Source organism: Streptomyces sp. A2-16, assembly GCF_018128905.1.
Lineage (GTDB): Bacteria > Actinomycetota > Actinomycetes > Streptomycetales > Streptomycetaceae > Streptomyces.
This window is the reverse complement of record NZ_CP063808.1, coordinates 6,692,414-6,707,044: the sequence shown is the minus strand read 5'-3', so window position 1 is coordinate 6,707,044 and position 14,631 is coordinate 6,692,414. Positions and strand designations below refer to the sequence as shown.

General features: G+C 70.5%; 13 protein-coding genes. 11 read left to right on the top strand and 2 right to left on the bottom strand.

Annotated features, from left to right (window positions below):
* Positions 1 to 37: 37 nt before the first annotated feature.
* The 8 genes from ruvC (at position 38) to IOD14_RS30055 (ending at position 9,323) form a co-directional block, all read left to right on the top strand.
* Positions 38 to 589 carry a crossover junction endodeoxyribonuclease RuvC gene (gene ruvC / locus IOD14_RS30090; RefSeq protein WP_123987960.1) on the top strand — a complete coding sequence of 184 codons (552 nt, stop codon included), beginning with the start codon at positions 38 to 40 and terminating at the stop codon, positions 587 to 589.
* Positions 586 to 1,191: a Holliday junction branch migration protein RuvA gene (gene ruvA, locus IOD14_RS30085; RefSeq protein ID WP_123987959.1), complete on the top strand. Its 606-nt coding sequence runs from the start codon at positions 586 to 588 to the stop codon at positions 1,189 to 1,191. Before ruvC ends, ruvA begins: the two co-directional genes overlap by 4 nt.
* 25 nt (positions 1,192 to 1,216) lie before the next feature.
* Positions 1,217 to 2,287 (top strand): Holliday junction branch migration DNA helicase RuvB, encoded by a 1,071-nt coding sequence (gene ruvB / locus IOD14_RS30080; protein WP_212672043.1) that lies wholly within the window; start codon positions 1,217 to 1,219, stop codon positions 2,285 to 2,287.
* A gap of 174 nt (positions 2,288 to 2,461) precedes the next feature.
* Entirely contained in the window at positions 2,462 to 2,998 is a 537-nt protein-coding gene (gene yajC / locus IOD14_RS30075; RefSeq protein WP_123987957.1) for a preprotein translocase subunit YajC, read from the top strand.
* 131 nt (positions 2,999 to 3,129) lie between these two features.
* Positions 3,130 to 4,887: a protein translocase subunit SecD gene (secD, locus tag IOD14_RS30070; RefSeq protein WP_212672042.1), complete on the top strand. Its 1,758-nt coding sequence runs from the start codon at positions 3,130 to 3,132 to the stop codon at positions 4,885 to 4,887.
* Between the two features lie 2 nt (positions 4,888 to 4,889).
* On the top strand, positions 4,890 to 6,002 hold the full coding sequence (secF, locus tag IOD14_RS30065) for a protein translocase subunit SecF (protein WP_212673431.1): 1,113 nt from the start codon (positions 4,890 to 4,892) through the stop codon (positions 6,000 to 6,002).
* Positions 5,999 to 6,547 carry an adenine phosphoribosyltransferase gene (locus IOD14_RS30060; RefSeq protein ID WP_123987955.1) on the top strand — a complete coding sequence of 183 codons (549 nt, stop codon included), beginning with the start codon at positions 5,999 to 6,001 and terminating at the stop codon, positions 6,545 to 6,547. The genes secF and IOD14_RS30060 overlap by 4 nt, the downstream gene beginning before the upstream one ends.
* A 238-nt stretch (positions 6,548 to 6,785) precedes the next feature.
* On the top strand, positions 6,786 to 9,323 hold the full coding sequence (locus IOD14_RS30055; protein WP_123987953.1) for a bifunctional (p)ppGpp synthetase/guanosine-3',5'-bis(diphosphate) 3'-pyrophosphohydrolase: 2,538 nt from the start codon (positions 6,786 to 6,788) through the stop codon (positions 9,321 to 9,323).
* Between the two features lie 67 nt (positions 9,324 to 9,390).
* On the opposite strand, the gene IOD14_RS30050 is transcribed toward IOD14_RS30055, so the two are convergent.
* Both IOD14_RS30050 and IOD14_RS30045 read right to left on the bottom strand, forming a co-directional pair.
* Positions 9,391 to 10,620 carry a DUF349 domain-containing protein gene (locus tag IOD14_RS30050; protein ID WP_123987952.1) on the bottom strand — a complete coding sequence of 410 codons (1,230 nt, stop codon included), beginning with the start codon at positions 10,618 to 10,620 and terminating at the stop codon, positions 9,391 to 9,393.
* A gap of 135 nt (positions 10,621 to 10,755) precedes the next feature.
* Positions 10,756 to 11,574: a peptidylprolyl isomerase gene (locus IOD14_RS30045; RefSeq protein WP_123987951.1), complete on the bottom strand. Its 819-nt coding sequence runs from the start codon at positions 11,572 to 11,574 to the stop codon at positions 10,756 to 10,758.
* A 180-nt stretch (positions 11,575 to 11,754) separates the two neighbouring features.
* Here IOD14_RS30045 and IOD14_RS30040 point away from each other — a divergent pair, with 180 nt between their 5' ends.
* The 3 genes from IOD14_RS30040 to IOD14_RS30030 all read left to right on the top strand — a co-directional run bounded on the left by IOD14_RS30040 (position 11,755) and on the right by IOD14_RS30030 (position 14,625).
* Entirely contained in the window at positions 11,755 to 12,468 is a 714-nt protein-coding gene (locus IOD14_RS30040) for an MBL fold metallo-hydrolase (RefSeq protein ID WP_123987950.1), read from the top strand.
* A 12-nt stretch (positions 12,469 to 12,480) separates the two neighbouring features.
* Positions 12,481 to 13,743 (top strand): histidine--tRNA ligase, encoded by a 1,263-nt coding sequence (gene hisS, locus IOD14_RS30035; RefSeq protein ID WP_123987949.1) that lies wholly within the window; start codon positions 12,481 to 12,483, stop codon positions 13,741 to 13,743.
* Between the two features lie 345 nt (positions 13,744 to 14,088).
* Positions 14,089 to 14,625, top strand: coding sequence for a tetratricopeptide repeat protein (locus IOD14_RS30030; RefSeq protein ID WP_249126102.1), 537 nt, complete (start codon positions 14,089 to 14,091; stop codon positions 14,623 to 14,625).
* Positions 14,626 to 14,631: the final 6 nt, after the last annotated feature.

Sequence of the window (14,631 nt, the reverse complement as noted above, 5' to 3'; positions counted from 1 at the left end):
ATAGCCTGCACAAACAGGCGATCGAAGGAGGGGGAGCGTGCGCGTACTCGGGGTGGACCCCGGACTGACGCGGTGCGGTGTCGGTGTGGTCGAGGGGGTCGCGGGCCGGCCGCTCACGATGATCGGCGTCGGGGTCGTACGCACGCCCGCGGACGCCGAGTTGGGGCAGCGGCTCGTCGCCGTCGAGCAGGGCATCGAGCAGTGGCTGGACGAGCACCGGCCCGAATACGTCGCCGTGGAGCGGGTGTTCAGCCAGCACAACGTTCGGACCGTGATGGGCACCGCTCAGGCCAGTGCCGTGGCCATGCTGTGCGCCGCCCGCCGCGGCATCCCCGTCGCCCTGCACACCCCCAGCGAGGTCAAGGCCGCCGTCACCGGCAGCGGCCGCGCCGACAAGGCCCAGGTCGGGGCCATGGTCACCCGCCTGCTGCGGCTCGACGCCCCGCCCAAACCGGCCGACGCCGCCGACGCCCTCGCCCTCGCCATCTGCCACATCTGGCGCGCCCCCGCCCAGAACAGACTCCAGCAGGCCGTCGCCCTGCACACCGCCGGCGCACGGACCACAGCACGGAAAGGCCGTACGGCATGATCGCCTTTGTGAGCGGCACGATCGCCGCCCTCGCTCCCGACGCCGCCGTGGTCGAGATCGGCGGGGTCGGCATGGCGGTGCAGTGCACGCCGAACACGCTCTCGACCCTCCGCCTCGGCCAGCCGGCCAAGCTCGCCACCTCCCTGGTCGTGCGCGAGGACTCCCTCACCCTCTACGGCTTCGTCGACGACGACGAGCGCCAGGTCTTCGAACTGCTCCAGACCGCCAGCGGAGTCGGCCCGCGCCTTGCCCAGGCCATGCTGGCCGTGCACGCGCCGGACGCACTGCGCCGGGCGGTGGCCACGGGCGACGAGAAGGCACTCATCGCCGTGCCCGGCATCGGCAAGAAGGGCGCCCAGAAGCTGCTCCTGGAGCTCAAGGACCGGCTGGGCGAACCGATCGGCGCCCCCGCGATCGGCGCACCGGTCACCCAGGGCTGGCGCGACCAACTGCACGCCGCGCTGATCGGCCTCGGATACGCCACGCGCGAGGCCGACGAGGCGGTCACCGCCGTGACCCCGCAGGCGGAGGCGGCCGAGGGCACGCCCCAGGTCGGCCAACTGCTGAAGGCGGCCCTCCAGACCCTGAACCGCGCCCGCTGACCCACCCGACATTGAGGCACACCACATGAACTGGGACGACACCACCGACGAGACCGCCGCCGAGCGGCTCGTCGGTGCGTCCGCCGACCGCGAGGACCAGGCCGTCGAGGCCGCCCTGCGCCCCAAGGACCTGGACGAGTTCATCGGCCAGGAGAAGGTCCGCGAACAGCTCGACCTGGTCCTGCGGGCCGCACGCGCGCGAGGCGCCACCGCCGACCACGTGCTGCTCTCCGGAGCCCCCGGCCTCGGCAAGACCACCCTCTCGATGATCATCGCGGCCGAGATGGGTGCCCCGATCCGCATCACCAGCGGCCCCGCCATCCAGCACGCCGGCGACCTCGCGGCGATCCTCTCCTCCCTCCAGGAGGGCGAGGTCCTCTTCCTCGACGAGATCCACCGCATGTCGCGGCCCGCCGAGGAGATGCTCTACATGGCGATGGAGGACTTCCGCGTCGACGTCATCGTCGGCAAGGGCCCCGGCGCCACCGCCATCCCGCTGGAGCTGCCCCCGTTCACCCTGGTCGGCGCCACCACGCGCGCGGGCCTGCTGCCGCCCCCGCTGCGCGACCGCTTCGGCTTCACCGCCCACATGGAGTTCTACGAACCCGCCGAGCTGGAGCGCGTCATCCACCGCTCGGCCAACCTCCTCGACGTCGAGATCGGCTCCGACGGCGCCGCCGAGATCGCGGGACGCTCCCGCGGCACGCCCCGTATCGCCAACCGCCTGCTGCGCCGGGTGCGCGACTACGCCCAGGTCAAGGCCGACGGAATCATCACCCGCGACATCGCCGCGGCAGCCCTCAAGGTCTACGAGGTCGACGCCCGCGGCCTCGACCGCCTCGACCGCGGAGTCCTGGAGGCCCTGCTCAAGCTGTTCGCCGGCGGCCCGGTCGGCCTGTCCACGCTCGCGGTCGCGGTGGGGGAGGAGCGGGAGACCGTCGAGGAGGTGGCCGAGCCCTTCCTCGTACGGGAGGGGCTCCTCGCCCGCACCCCGCGCGGACGCGTCGCCACTCCCGCCGCATGGGCCCACCTCGGCCTCACCCCGCCCCGCTCGGCGTCCACAGGAAACGGACAACAGGACCTGTTCGGGACGTGATGCCTTTGTGACGGCCAAGCATTGGCCGGGTCCGGAACCCAGGTGCGATGCTGAGCGTTGTTCCATGCGCGCGGACTCGCTTAGACTCCGCCGATGCCGCCTTTGTCGGCGGCGTACACACCCCCAACCATCAGGCCGCTCACCATCGCGGTCGCGTGAAGGAAGTTCCGACCCGTGAGTCTCGTGACCCTCCTCCCGTTCATCGTGCTCATCGGGGCCATGTTCCTGATGACCCGGTCGGCCAAGAAGAAGCAGCAGCAGGCCGCCAACATGCGGAACGACATGCAGCCCGGCAGCGGCGTCCGCACGATCGGGGGTATGTACGCCACGGTCAAGGAGGTCAACGACGACACCGTCCTCCTCGACGCGGGCCCGGGCGTGGAACTGCTCTTCGCGAAGAACGCCATCGGTGCCGTCCTGACGGACGACGAGTACAACCGCATCGTCCACGGCATCGAGCACGACCTGAAGTCCGACTCCGACGTCGTCCCGGACGACGCCTCCTCTCTTGCTGGTCCCACCGACACCGACGAGTCCGCCGACGAAGCTGCCGCCGCCTCCGACGAGAAGTCCGTCGACCTCGGTAAGAAGGACACGGCCGAGGAGCCCGCCGTCGACGCGCCCGCCAAGGCCGACGCCGAGACCGAGGCCCCCGAGGCGAAGTCGGACGACGAGCCGAAGAAGACCGACGGCGACTCCGGCGCGAAGTAGTCGCACTCCAGGGCGCGCGGACCAGCTCCGCGCGCCCCGGACCTGCGCGGCTCGCACGGGATCCCGACACCAGTCATGGCCGCCCGCCCGCCGATCCGGCGCGAGAGCGGCCCGAGAGGGAGTACGAGAAGGTGGCAGCACCTAAAAGGGGCCGGAGCGCGAGTGCCCAGAGCAAGCCAGGGCGCACGCTGGCCCTGATCCTGATCGCCATGGTGGCGCTGACCGGGGGAATGTTCCTCTCCGGGCACACCACCCCCCGTCTCGGCATCGACCTTGCCGGCGGTACCAGCATCACGCTGGGGGCGAAGGCCGACCAGGGGTCGGCGATCAACAAGGCCAACATGGACACCGCGGTCGACATCATGAACCGCCGTGTCAACGGCCTGGGCGTCTCCGAGGCGGAGGTGCAGACCCAGGGTGATCGCAACATCATCGTGAACATCCCCAAGGGCACCAACTCCAAGGAAGCCCGCGACCAGGTCGGCACCACCGCCAAGCTGTACTTCCGCCCGGTCCTGGCCCAGGAGGCCACCGGCAGCGCCGCGGCCACCTCGCCGAGCCCGTCCGCCAGCGGCTCCTCGAGCGCCTCGCCGAGCCCCTCCGCGAGCAAGTCCGGCTCCTCCGGCGAGAAGGCGACCTCGTCGTCCTCCCCGTCGGCCTCCGCCACCTCGCAGGGCCGTGCGGTCACCGACGCGCTGAAGGCCGACTCCACGCCGTCCGCCTCGGCGAGCGCGTCGAGCCCCGCGTCCCCGTCGGCCTCCGCGAGCACCGGCGCCTCCACCGGCGACGCCAAGCTCCAGGCCGCCTATGCCGCCCTGGACTGCTCGAAGAAGGCGCAGCGCAACACCGCGGGCGAAGGCGCCAAGCCGGGCGAGACCACCGTCGGCTGCGGCGAGATCTCCGGCGTCTGGTACAAGTACCTGCTCGGCCCGGCCGCCGTCGACGGCACCGAGGTCAAGAAGGCCCAGGCGGTCTTCGACACGCAGACCGCCGCCGGCTGGCAGGTCACCATGACCTTCAACAGCAAGGGCGCCAAGAAGTTCGCCGACGTCACCGGCAAGCTTGCGCAGAACACCCAGCCGCAGAACGAGTTCGGCATCGTCCTCGACGGCCAGGTCGTCTCCAGCCCCTACGTCAGCTCCTCGATCACCGGCGGCAACGCGCAGATCTCCGGCAGCTTCACCCAGGAAGAGGCCCAGAACCTCGCCAACATGCTGTCGTACGGCGCCCTCCCGCTCTCCTTCCAGGAGGAGAGCGTGACCACGGTGACCGCGGCACTCGGCGGTGACCAGCTGCGCGCCGGTCTCCTGGCCGGTGCCATCGGCCTCCTTCTGGTCGTCGTCTACCTGGTGGCCTACTACCGGGGCCTGTCGCTCGTCGCGATGGCCTCGCTGCTCGCCTCCGGCATCCTCACCTACGTGATCATGTCCCTGCTCGGCCCGACGATCGGCTTCGCGCTGAACCTGCCGGCCGTGTGCGGAGCCATCGTCGCCATCGGTATCACCGCGGACTCGTTCATCGTGTACTTCGAACGCATCCGGGACGAGATCCGCGAGGGCCGCTCGCTGCGCCCGGCGGTGGAGCGGGCCTGGCCGCGTGCCCGGCGCACCATCCTGGTCTCCGACTTCGTGTCGTTCCTCGCCGCCGCGGTCCTGTTCGTCGTGACCGTCGGCAAGGTCCAGGGCTTCGCGTTCACGCTGGGCCTGACCACCGTGCTCGACGTCGTCGTGGTCTTCTTCTTCACCAAGCCCCTGATGACGCTCCTCGCCCGCCGGAAGTTCTTCGCGAACGGCAGCAAGTGGTCCGGCCTCGACCCGAAGAGCCTGGGCGCACAACCGCCGCTGCGGCGCACCCGCCGTCCCGCCCCCGCCCAGACGAAGGAGGCGTGAGCATGTCGAAGCTCGGCAATCTCGGCGCCCGACTGCACCGTGGCGAGATCAGCTACGACTTCATCGGTCACCGCAAGCTCTGGTACAGCATCTCGATCCTGATCACCATCACGGCGATCGTCGGCCTCGCGGTACGCGGCCTGAACATGGGCATCGACTTCCAGGGCGGCGCGGTCTTCACCACGCAGAAGACCAGCGTCTCCGTCTCCCAGGCCGAGGACTACGCGAAGGAGGCCTCCGGCCACGACGCGGTCGTCCAGAAGCTCGGCAACGGCACGCTGCGCATCCAGATCGCCGGCATGGACACCCAGCAGTCCGACCGGATCAAGACGGATCTGGCCAAGGACTTCAAGGTCGACCCGGAGACCATCGCCGCCGACCTGGTCGGACCGAGCTGGGGCGACCAGATCGCCAACAAGGCCTGGCAGGGTCTGGCGATCTTCATGGTCCTCGTCGTGATCTATCTGGCGATCGCCTTCGAGTGGCGCATGGCCATCGCGGCGCTCGTCGCACTGATCCACGACATCACCATCACCGTCGGCATCTACGCCCTCGTCGGCTTCGAGGTCACGCCGGGCACGGTGATCGGTCTGCTGACCATCCTCGGTTACTCGCTCTACGACACGGTGGTCGTCTTCGACTCCCTCAAGGAGCAGACGAAGGACATCACCAAGCAGAGCCGCTGGACCTACAGCGACATCGCCAACCGCTCGATCAACGGCACCCTGGTCCGCTCGATCAACACCACGGTGGTCGCGCTGCTGCCGGTGGCGGGCCTGCTGTTCATCGGTGGCGGCTTCCTCGGCGCGGGCACGCTCAACGACATCTCGCTGTCGCTGTTCGTCGGTCTCGCCGCCGGTGCGTACTCCTCGATCTTCATCGCCACGCCGCTCGTCGCCGACCTCAAGGAGCGCGAGCCGGCGATGAAGGCCCTCAAGAAGCGGGTCCTCGCCAAGCGCGCGCAGGCCCCCGTCGAGGAGGAGCACATCGAGAGCCGGGGCGAGCAGATGGACGACGGTGAGCCGGAGGACGCCGCCCACGCGGTCGTCGGCCCGCGCACCCAGCCCGCCTCCCGTGGCCGTGGCCGCGGCCGTCCCTCGGGGAAGCGCCGATGAGGGAACTCGTGGACATCACGGCGCTGCTGCTCAGCCGTATCCGTGATGTGGCCGACTACCCGGAGCCGGGCGTGATGTTCAAGGACATCACCCCGCTCCTGGCGGACCCGGCGGCGTTCTCGGCGCTCACCGACGCGCTGGCCGCGGTCGCCGCGGACACCGGTGCCACGAAGGTCGTCGGTCTTGAGGCCCGGGGCTTCATCCTCGGTGCCCCGGTCGCCGTCCGCGCGGGGCTCGGCTTCATCCCGGTACGCAAGGCGGGCAAGCTCCCCGGGGCGACCCTCAGCCAGGCCTACGACCTGGAGTACGGCTCGGCGGAGATCGAGGTGCACGCGGAGGACCTGTCCGCCGACGACCGCATCCTGATCGTCGACGACGTCCTGGCCACCGGCGGCACCGCCGAGGCCTCGATCGAGCTGATCCGCCGCGCGGGCGCCGAGGTCGCGGGCCTCGCGGTCCTGATGGAGCTGGGCTTCCTGGGCGGCCGGGCCCGCCTGGAGCCGGCCCTGGCGGGAGCCCCGCTGGAAGCGCTGCTGGTGGTCTGAGCGCCGACCGCACCGCGCACCATCTCGAGACGGCCGTCCCGGAACCCCGGGGTGGCCGTCTCGTGCGCAGGGAGCGAGAGGGGCCGCCCCGAACGCCCGGAATGCCGACGGCAGCCCCTCGCGTTGCAGAGCTGTACGTCTCTCACATCGGTCCGAAGGCGATCCCGGGGCGCGGGATCGCTACCATGGGTTCTCCGGAGCCTGACCTGGGGACCCGGATCGCGCACGAGGAGTCCTCTTGCCAGACGAGGCCCAGCCACTGACCGCCGCCAAGCCCGAGCCCGGCTCGGCGCCCGCGGCGAAGCCCGCGCCGGACGCGAAGACCGCGACGAACGACGCCCGCGGGCCGGTCGAGCACGCCCAGTCCGCGCCCGTCGACAAGCCGGCCGAGTCGGCCCGGCCCAAGCCGGCCCCGGCCGAGGACCCCGCACAGTCGGCCCCCGCGCCCCGCCCGAACGCGGGCCAGCCCGCCCGCACCGGCTCCTCCAACCGCGTCCGCGCCCGTCTCGCCCGCCTCGGCGTGCAGCGCTCCAACCCGTACAACCCGGTCCTGGAGCCGTTGCTGCGGATCGTGCGCAGCAACGACCCGAAGATCGAGACCGCGACCCTGCGCAAGATCGAGACGGCCTACCAGGTCGCCGAGCGCTGGCACCGCGGCCAGAAGCGCAAGAGCGGCGACCCGTACATCACGCACCCCCTCGCCGTGACCACGATCCTCGCCGAGCTCGGCATGGACCCCGCCACCCTCATGGCCGGTCTCCTGCACGACACCGTCGAGGACACCGAGTACGGCCTCGACCAGCTCCGCCGCGACTTCGGCGACTCGGTCGCCCTGCTCGTCGACGGCGTCACCAAGCTGGACAAGGTCAAGTTCGGCGAGGCCGCGCAGGCCGAGACCGTGCGCAAGATGGTCGTCGCCATGGCCAAGGACCCCCGCGTCCTGGTCATCAAGCTCGCCGACCGGCTGCACAACATGCGCACCATGCGCTACCTCAAGCGCGAGAAGCAGGAGAAGAAGGCGCGCGAGACCCTCGAGATCTACGCGCCGCTCGCCCACCGCCTCGGCATGAACACCATCAAGTGGGAGCTGGAGGACCTCGCCTTCGCGATCCTCTACCCCAAGATGTACGACGAGATCGTACGACTGGTGGCCGAGCGGGCACCGAAGCGTGACGAGTACCTGGCCATAGTGACCGACGAGGTGCAGTCCGACCTGCGCGCGGCCCGGATCAAGGCCACCGTCACCGGCCGCCCGAAGCACTACTACAGCGTCTACCAGAAGATGATCGTCCGCGGTCGCGACTTCGCGGAGATCTACGACCTGGTCGGCATCCGCGTCCTGGTGGACACCGTCCGCGACTGCTACGCGGCGCTGGGCACCGTCCACGCCCGCTGGAACCCGGTTCCGGGGCGGTTCAAGGACTACATCGCGATGCCCAAGTTCAACATGTACCAGTCGCTGCACACCACGGTCATCGGGCCCAACGGCAAGCCGGTCGAGCTCCAGATCCGGACCTTCGACATGCACCGCCGCGCCGAGTACGGCATCGCCGCGCACTGGAAGTACAAGCAGGAGGCCGTCGCCGGCACCTCCAAGGTCCGCTCGGACCAGCCGAGGACCACCGGCAAGGACGACCACCTCAACGACATGGCGTGGCTGCGCCAGCTCCTCGACTGGCAGAAGGAGACCGAGGACCCCGGCGAGTTCCTGGAGTCCCTGCGCTTCGACCTCTCGCGCAACGAGGTCTTCGTCTTCACGCCCAAGGGCGACGTCATAGCGCTGCCGGCCGGGGCCACCCCGGTGGACTTCTCCTACGCGGTGCACACCGAGGTGGGCCACCGCACCATAGGAGCCCGCGTCAACGGCCGTCTCGTACCGCTGGAGTCGACCCTCGACAACGGCGACCTCGTCGAGGTCTTCACCTCCAAGGCGCCCGGCGCCGGACCGTCCCGGGACTGGCTGAACTTCGTCAAGTCGCCGCGGGCGCGCAACAAGATCCGCGCCTGGTTCTCCAAGGAGCGCCGCGACGAGGCGATCGAGCAGGGCAAGGACGCCATCGTCCGCGCGATGCGCAAGCAGAACCTGCCGATCCAGCGCATCCTCACCGGCGACTCCCTCGTCACGCTCGCGCACGAGATGCGGTACTCCGACATCTCCGCCCTGTACGCGGCGATCGGCGAGGGCCATGTCTCCGCGCAGAACATCGTGCAGAAGCTGGTCCAGGCGCTCGGCGGCGAGGAGGCGGCCACCGAGGAGATCGACGAGTCGGTCCCGCCGACCCGCGGCCGCAGCCGCAAGCGGCGCTCCAGCGCCGACCCGGGTGTCATCGTCAAGGGCGTCGAGGACGTGTGGGTCAAGCTGGCCCGCTGCTGCACCCCCGTCCCCGGCGACCCGATCATCGGCTTCGTCACCCGCGGTAGTGGCGTATCGGTTCACCGCAGCGACTGCGTGAACGTGGAGTCACTGTCCCGCGAGCCCGAGCGCATCCTCGAGGTCGAGTGGGCGCCCACGCAGTCCTCGGTCTTCCTGGTCGCCATCCAGGTCGAGGCCCTGGACCGCTCCCGGCTGCTCTCCGACGTCACCCGCGTCCTGTCCGACCAGCACGTCAACATCCTCTCCGCGGCCGTCCAGACCTCCCGCGACCGCGTCGCCACCTCCCGCTTCACCTTCGAGATGGGCGACCCGAAGCACCTGGGCCACGTCCTGAAGGCGGTCCGGGGCGTGGAGGGCGTGTACGACGTGTACCGCGTGACGTCGGCGCGGAACCGCACCTAGACAGTCGTACGACGAGAAGGGCCCCGTACGTCGCGTACGGGGCCCTTCTCGTCGTGGCAGAGGCTGATCAGCCGCCGAACTCCTGCAGGCCCTTCAAGGCCTGGTCCAGGAGCGCCTGGCGCCCCTCCAGCTCGCGCTCCAGCTTGTCGGCCCTGGCGTTGTTGCCCTGGGCGCGGGCCTGCTCGATCTGGCCCTTGAGCTTGTCCACGGCGGCCTGGAGCTGGCCGGTCAGACCCGCGGCACGCGCGCGTGCCTCCGGGTTCGTCCGGCGCCACTCGGTCTCCTCGGCCTCCTGGAGGGCGCGCTCGACGGTGTGCATCCGGCCCTCGACCTTCGGCCGGGCGTCCCGCGGGACGTGACCGATGGCCTCCCAGCGCTCGTTGATCGTGCGGAACGCGGCACGGGCGCTCTTCAGGTCGCCGATCGGAAGGAGCTTCTCGGCCTCCTCGGCCAGCTCCTCCTTCAGCTTGAGGTTCTCGGTCTGCTCGGCGTCGCGCTCGGCGAAGACCGAGCTGCGGGCCGCGAAGAACACGTCCTGGGCGCCGCGGAAGCGGTTCCACAGGTCGTCCTCGTGCTCGCGCTGGGCGCGGCCCGCGGCCTTCCACTCCGCCATCAGCTCGCGGTAGCGCGCGGCCGTGGGACCCCAGTCCGTCGACCCGGACAGCGCCTCGGCCTCGCCGACCAGCCGCTCCTTGGTCTTGCGGGCCTCCTCGCGCTGCGCGTCCAGCGACGCGAAGTGGGCCTTGCGGCGCTTGGAGAACGCCGAGCGGGCGTGCGAGAAGCGGTGCCACAGCTCGTCGTCCGACTTGCGGTCCAGGCGCGGCAGACCCTTCCAGGTGTCCACCAGGGCGCGCAGCCGCTCACCGGCGGCCCGCCACTGGTCGGACTGGGCCAGCTCCTCCGCCTCGACGACCAGCGCCTCCTTGGCGTGCCGGGCCTCGTCGGACTGCTTCGCGCGCTGCTGCTTGCGCTCCTCGCGGCGCTTGTCGACGGTCTCCACGAGCTTGTCCAACCGCACCTTGAGCGCGTCCAGGTCGCCGACCGCGTGATGCGCGTCGACCTGCTCGCGGATGTGGTCGATGGCTGCCTGAGCGTCCTTCGCCGACAGGTCGGTGGTCTTCACTCGCTTCTCGAGGAGGCCGATCTCGACAACCAGGCCCTCGTACTTGCGCTCGAAGTAGGCCAGGGCTTCCTCGGGGGAGCCGGCCTGCCAGGAACCGACGACCTGCTCGCCGTCGGCCGTACGCACGTACACGGTCCCCGTCTCGTCGACGCGGCCCCACGGGTCGCTGCTCACAGCGCCTCCTCCACATGATGCCTGCGGAAGGCTTCAGCGCCCCCGGGCATCGTCCACAGTTTCGTCACGGCCAACATAGGCGACCGGCGGGTTGCCTGTCCGCATCCCGCGCGACCGAAATTTCGCAGTTGGCGGTCAGGATTTGGTGACGGTTGCCTTGTTGATCACGACGGTCGCGTTCGGCGCGCCGTCGCCCGCTCCGGTGCTCTCACCGGCCGCGGCGATCTTCTTCAGCACCTTCATACCGGATTCCGAGATGGTGCCGAACGGGGTGTAGCTCGGGGGGAGCTGGCTGTCCTGGTAGACGAGGAAGAACTGGCTGCCGCCGGTGTGCGCCTGACCGGTGTTCGCCATCGCGACGGTGCCCGCCGGGTAGACGTTGCTCTTGAGGCTCTTGTCCTTCAGGTTCTCGTCCGGGATGGTGTAGCCCGGTCCGCCGCTGCCGGAGCCCGTCGGGTCGCCGCACTGCAGGACGTAGATGCCGTTGGTGGTGAGCCGGTGGCACTTGGTGTGGTCGAAGAAGCCCTTGCCCGCGAGGAAGTCGAACGAGTTCACGGTGTGCGGGGCCGCCGACGCCTTCAGCGCGATGTCGATCTTGCCGCACGTCGTCGCGAGGTCCAGGGTGTACTTGGCCGACTTGTCGATGGACATCGCCGGCTCCTTCTTCCAGGTCTCCGTCTTGACCTTGCCGGCGGCGGGCTTCGCGCACGGGTCCGGCGCCTTCTTGGTCGCCTCGGCGCTCGGGGTGGCCTCCGCGCTCGCGTTGGCCTTGTCGTCGTCCTTCATGACCCCGGACGTGTAGAGCGCCAGGCTGCCCACCAGGATCACGCCGAGCACCGATGCGATCACAGAGTTGCGTACACGGGCCTTGCGGCGCGCGGCCGTGCGCCGCTGCTGCTGCCGCAAGAACTTCTCCCGCGCGAGCTGCCGCTTCCGCTGTTCCTGGGTGACCACGGGGTTCTCTCCTCATGCGTCTCGTCCGCCGACCGGTACGCATGCGTCCTATGAGCCGACCGCCTGCGTGTGCCCCGTACCGTATATGGGTTCGCTGAGGAATCGGCAGCGCCGGTAGGCTCTGACCACTGGGGCAGCCGCCCGGAAGACCGCCCGTACCCACACAAACCGAGGACGATCGTGCTCATTGCCGGGTTCCCCGCCGGGGCCTGGGGGACGAACTGTTATCTCGTCGCCCCCGCCGCCGGTGAGGAGTGCGTGATCATCGACCCGGGCCACCAGGCCGCCGAAGGAGTCGAAGAGGCGCTCAGGAAGCATCGGCTCAAGCCCGTCGCCGTCGTCCTCACCCACGGCCACATCGATCATGTGGCCTCGGTCGTCCCGGTGTGCGGCGCGCACGACGTGCCCGCCTGGATCCACCCCGAGGACCGGTACATGATGACCGACCCCTCGATGGGTCTCGGGCGCTCGATCGGCATGCCGCTGATGGGCGAGATCACCGTGGGCGAGCCGGACGACGTCAGGGTGCTGACCGACGGCACGAAGCTGGAGCTGGCGGGCCTGGAGCTGTCCGTCGCGCACGCGCCGGGCCATACCAAGGGGTCGGTGACCTTCCGGATGCCCGAGACCGCGGAGATCCCCTCCGTGTTCTTCTCCGGGGATCTGCTCTTCGCCGGCTCCATCGGACGCACCGACCTGCCCGGCGGTGACATGGCCGAGATGCTCGACTCGCTGGCCCGTGTGTGCCTGCCGCTCGACGACTCGACCGTGGTGCTGTCCGGCCACGGCCCCCAGACGACCATCGGCCAGGAGCGCGCCACCAACCCGTATCTGCGGGACGTGGCCGCCGGCCAGGGAGAGGGTTCGCACACCTCTCCCCGACGAGGAATGTGACGAGAGACTTCCGTGAGCACCTTTCAGGCCCCCAAGGGCACGTACGACCTGCTGCCCCCCGACTCGGCCAAGTACCTCGCCGTCCGTGAGGCGATCGCCGCTCCGCTGCGCAACTCCGGCTACGGCTACATCGAGACGCCCGGTTTCGAGAGCGTCGAGCTGTTCGCGCGCGGGGTCGGCGAGTCCACCGACATCGTGACCAAGGAGATGTACGCCTTCGAGACCAAGGGCGGCACCAAGCTCGCCCTGCGCCCCGAGGGCACCGCCTCCGTGCTGCGCGCGGCACTGGAGGCCAACCTGCACAAGGCCGGCAACCTGCCGGTCAAGCTCTGGTACTCCGGCTCGTACTACCGCTACGAGCGCCCCCAGAAGGGCCGTTACCGCCACTTCTCCCAGGTCGGCGCCGAGGCGATCGGCGCGGAGGACCCGGCTCTCGACGCGGAGCTGATCATCCTGGCCGACCAGGCGTACCGCTCGCTGGGCCTCAGGAACTTCCGCATCCTGCTCAACAGCCTGGGCGACAAGGAGTGCCGGCCGGTGTACCGGGCCGCCCTCCAGGACTTCCTGCGCGGCCTCGACCTCGACGAGGACACCCTGCGCCGGGCCGACATCAACCCGCTGCGCGTCCTCGACGACAAGCGCGAGTCGGTGCAGAAGCAGCTCGGGGACGCGCCGCTGCTGCGCGACTACCTGTGTGACGCCTGCAAGGCGTACCACGAGGAGGTCCGTGAGCTGATCACCGCGGCGGGCGTGACCTTCGAGGACGACCCGAAGCTGGTGCGCGGCCTCGACTACTACACCCGTACGACCTTCGAGTTCGTCCACGACGGTCTGGGCTCCCAGTCCGCGGTGGGCGGCGGCGGCCGCTACGACGGTCTCTCCGAGATGATCGGCGGCCCCGCGCTGCCGTCCGTCGGCTGGGCGCTCGGCGTCGACCGCACGGTCCTCGCCCTGGAGGCGGAGGGCGTCGAGCTCGAACTCCCCTCCACGACCAGTGTGTTCGCGGTCCCGTTGGGGGAGGAGGCCCGCCGGATCCTGTTCACCAAGGTCACCGAGCTGCGCAAGGTGGGCATCGCGGCGGACTTCTCCTACGGGTCCAAGGGCCTCAAGGGCGCCATGAAGAACGCCAACCGCAGCGGCGCCCGCTACACGATCGTGGCCGGTGAACGCGACCTCGCCGAGGGCGTCGTACAGCTCAAGGACATGCAGTCCGGCGAGCAGTCGGCGATCGGGGTCAACGAGATCGTGGCGGAGCTGGAGTCGCGGCTCGGTTAGGGAGCGGGCGGGCAAACGCCTGGCGATGTTCTCGAACGAGCGTGTGTCGCGTTCGTAGGCTCCGCGCAGGAGACTCTTCCGGTCGCGGGGCCGAGACCACGACGTGCGCAGGGTGAGACCCGCTCTCGTCCCGGCCGTGCTCCGGCTCCGGGCCGGGCAGTACGCCGAGGCGGAGGCCGCGGCCCGTGCCGTGGCCGCGGACCGTCCCGCGGACGCCCCACTGGCGCTCGCCGTCGCCGCGCTGTCGGGGGCGCCCAAGGCCGTCATGCCGAGGCCCTCGTCGAGTACGACGCGCTGCTGCCGGTCTTCGGCAGGGACTTCGGGGCCGAGCACCCGCAGACCCTGTTGCTGCGCTCGAACCGTGCCCAGACGCTCATCGCGCTCGGCAGGCACGCCGAGTGCGAGGCGGAGTGCGCGGCCGTCGCCCGGGCCGCGGACCGGGTCAGGGGACCGGAGCGGCCGCGCATGACGGCCGCCGCCCGCAACGGACAGATCTACGCCGTCAACGCGCAGGGCCGCCACCCGGAGGCCGAGCGGCTCGCCCGTGAGGCCCTCGACGCCCACCGCACCGCGGACCGGTTCACCCTGGCCCTGCGGCTGGGACCGGCGCGCAGCCTGAACGGCCAGGCCCGTCACGAGGAGGCGCTCGCCGAGGCGGAGCGTGCCGGCAAGCTGAGCCGGCGCCTGCCCGAGGAGCAGCGCCGCGCGGAGACCGGCGCCGTCGAACTGGCCATGGCGGGCGCCCTCCTGGGGCTGGGCCGTGACACGGAGGCCCGTTCCCGGGCCGTGGTCGCCCACGACGCCTGCGTGGCCGCCTTCGGTCCCGGGTACTGCCGCACCGCCGAGGCCCGCGCGCTGCTCGACCGCATCGGCGGCGCCTGACGGCAC

Coding starts and splice junctions, on each gene's coding strand:
- ruvA (WP_123987959.1), top strand. CDS start 586: ATGATCGCCTTTGTGAGCGGCACGATCGCCGCCCTCGCTCCCGACGCC.
- ruvB (WP_212672043.1), top strand. CDS start 1,217: ATGAACTGGGACGACACCACCGACGAGACCGCCGCCGAGCGGCTCGTC.
- secF (WP_212673431.1), top strand. CDS start 4,890: ATGTCGAAGCTCGGCAATCTCGGCGCCCGACTGCACCGTGGCGAGATC.
- IOD14_RS30060 (WP_123987955.1), top strand. CDS start 5,999: ATGAGGGAACTCGTGGACATCACGGCGCTGCTGCTCAGCCGTATCCGT.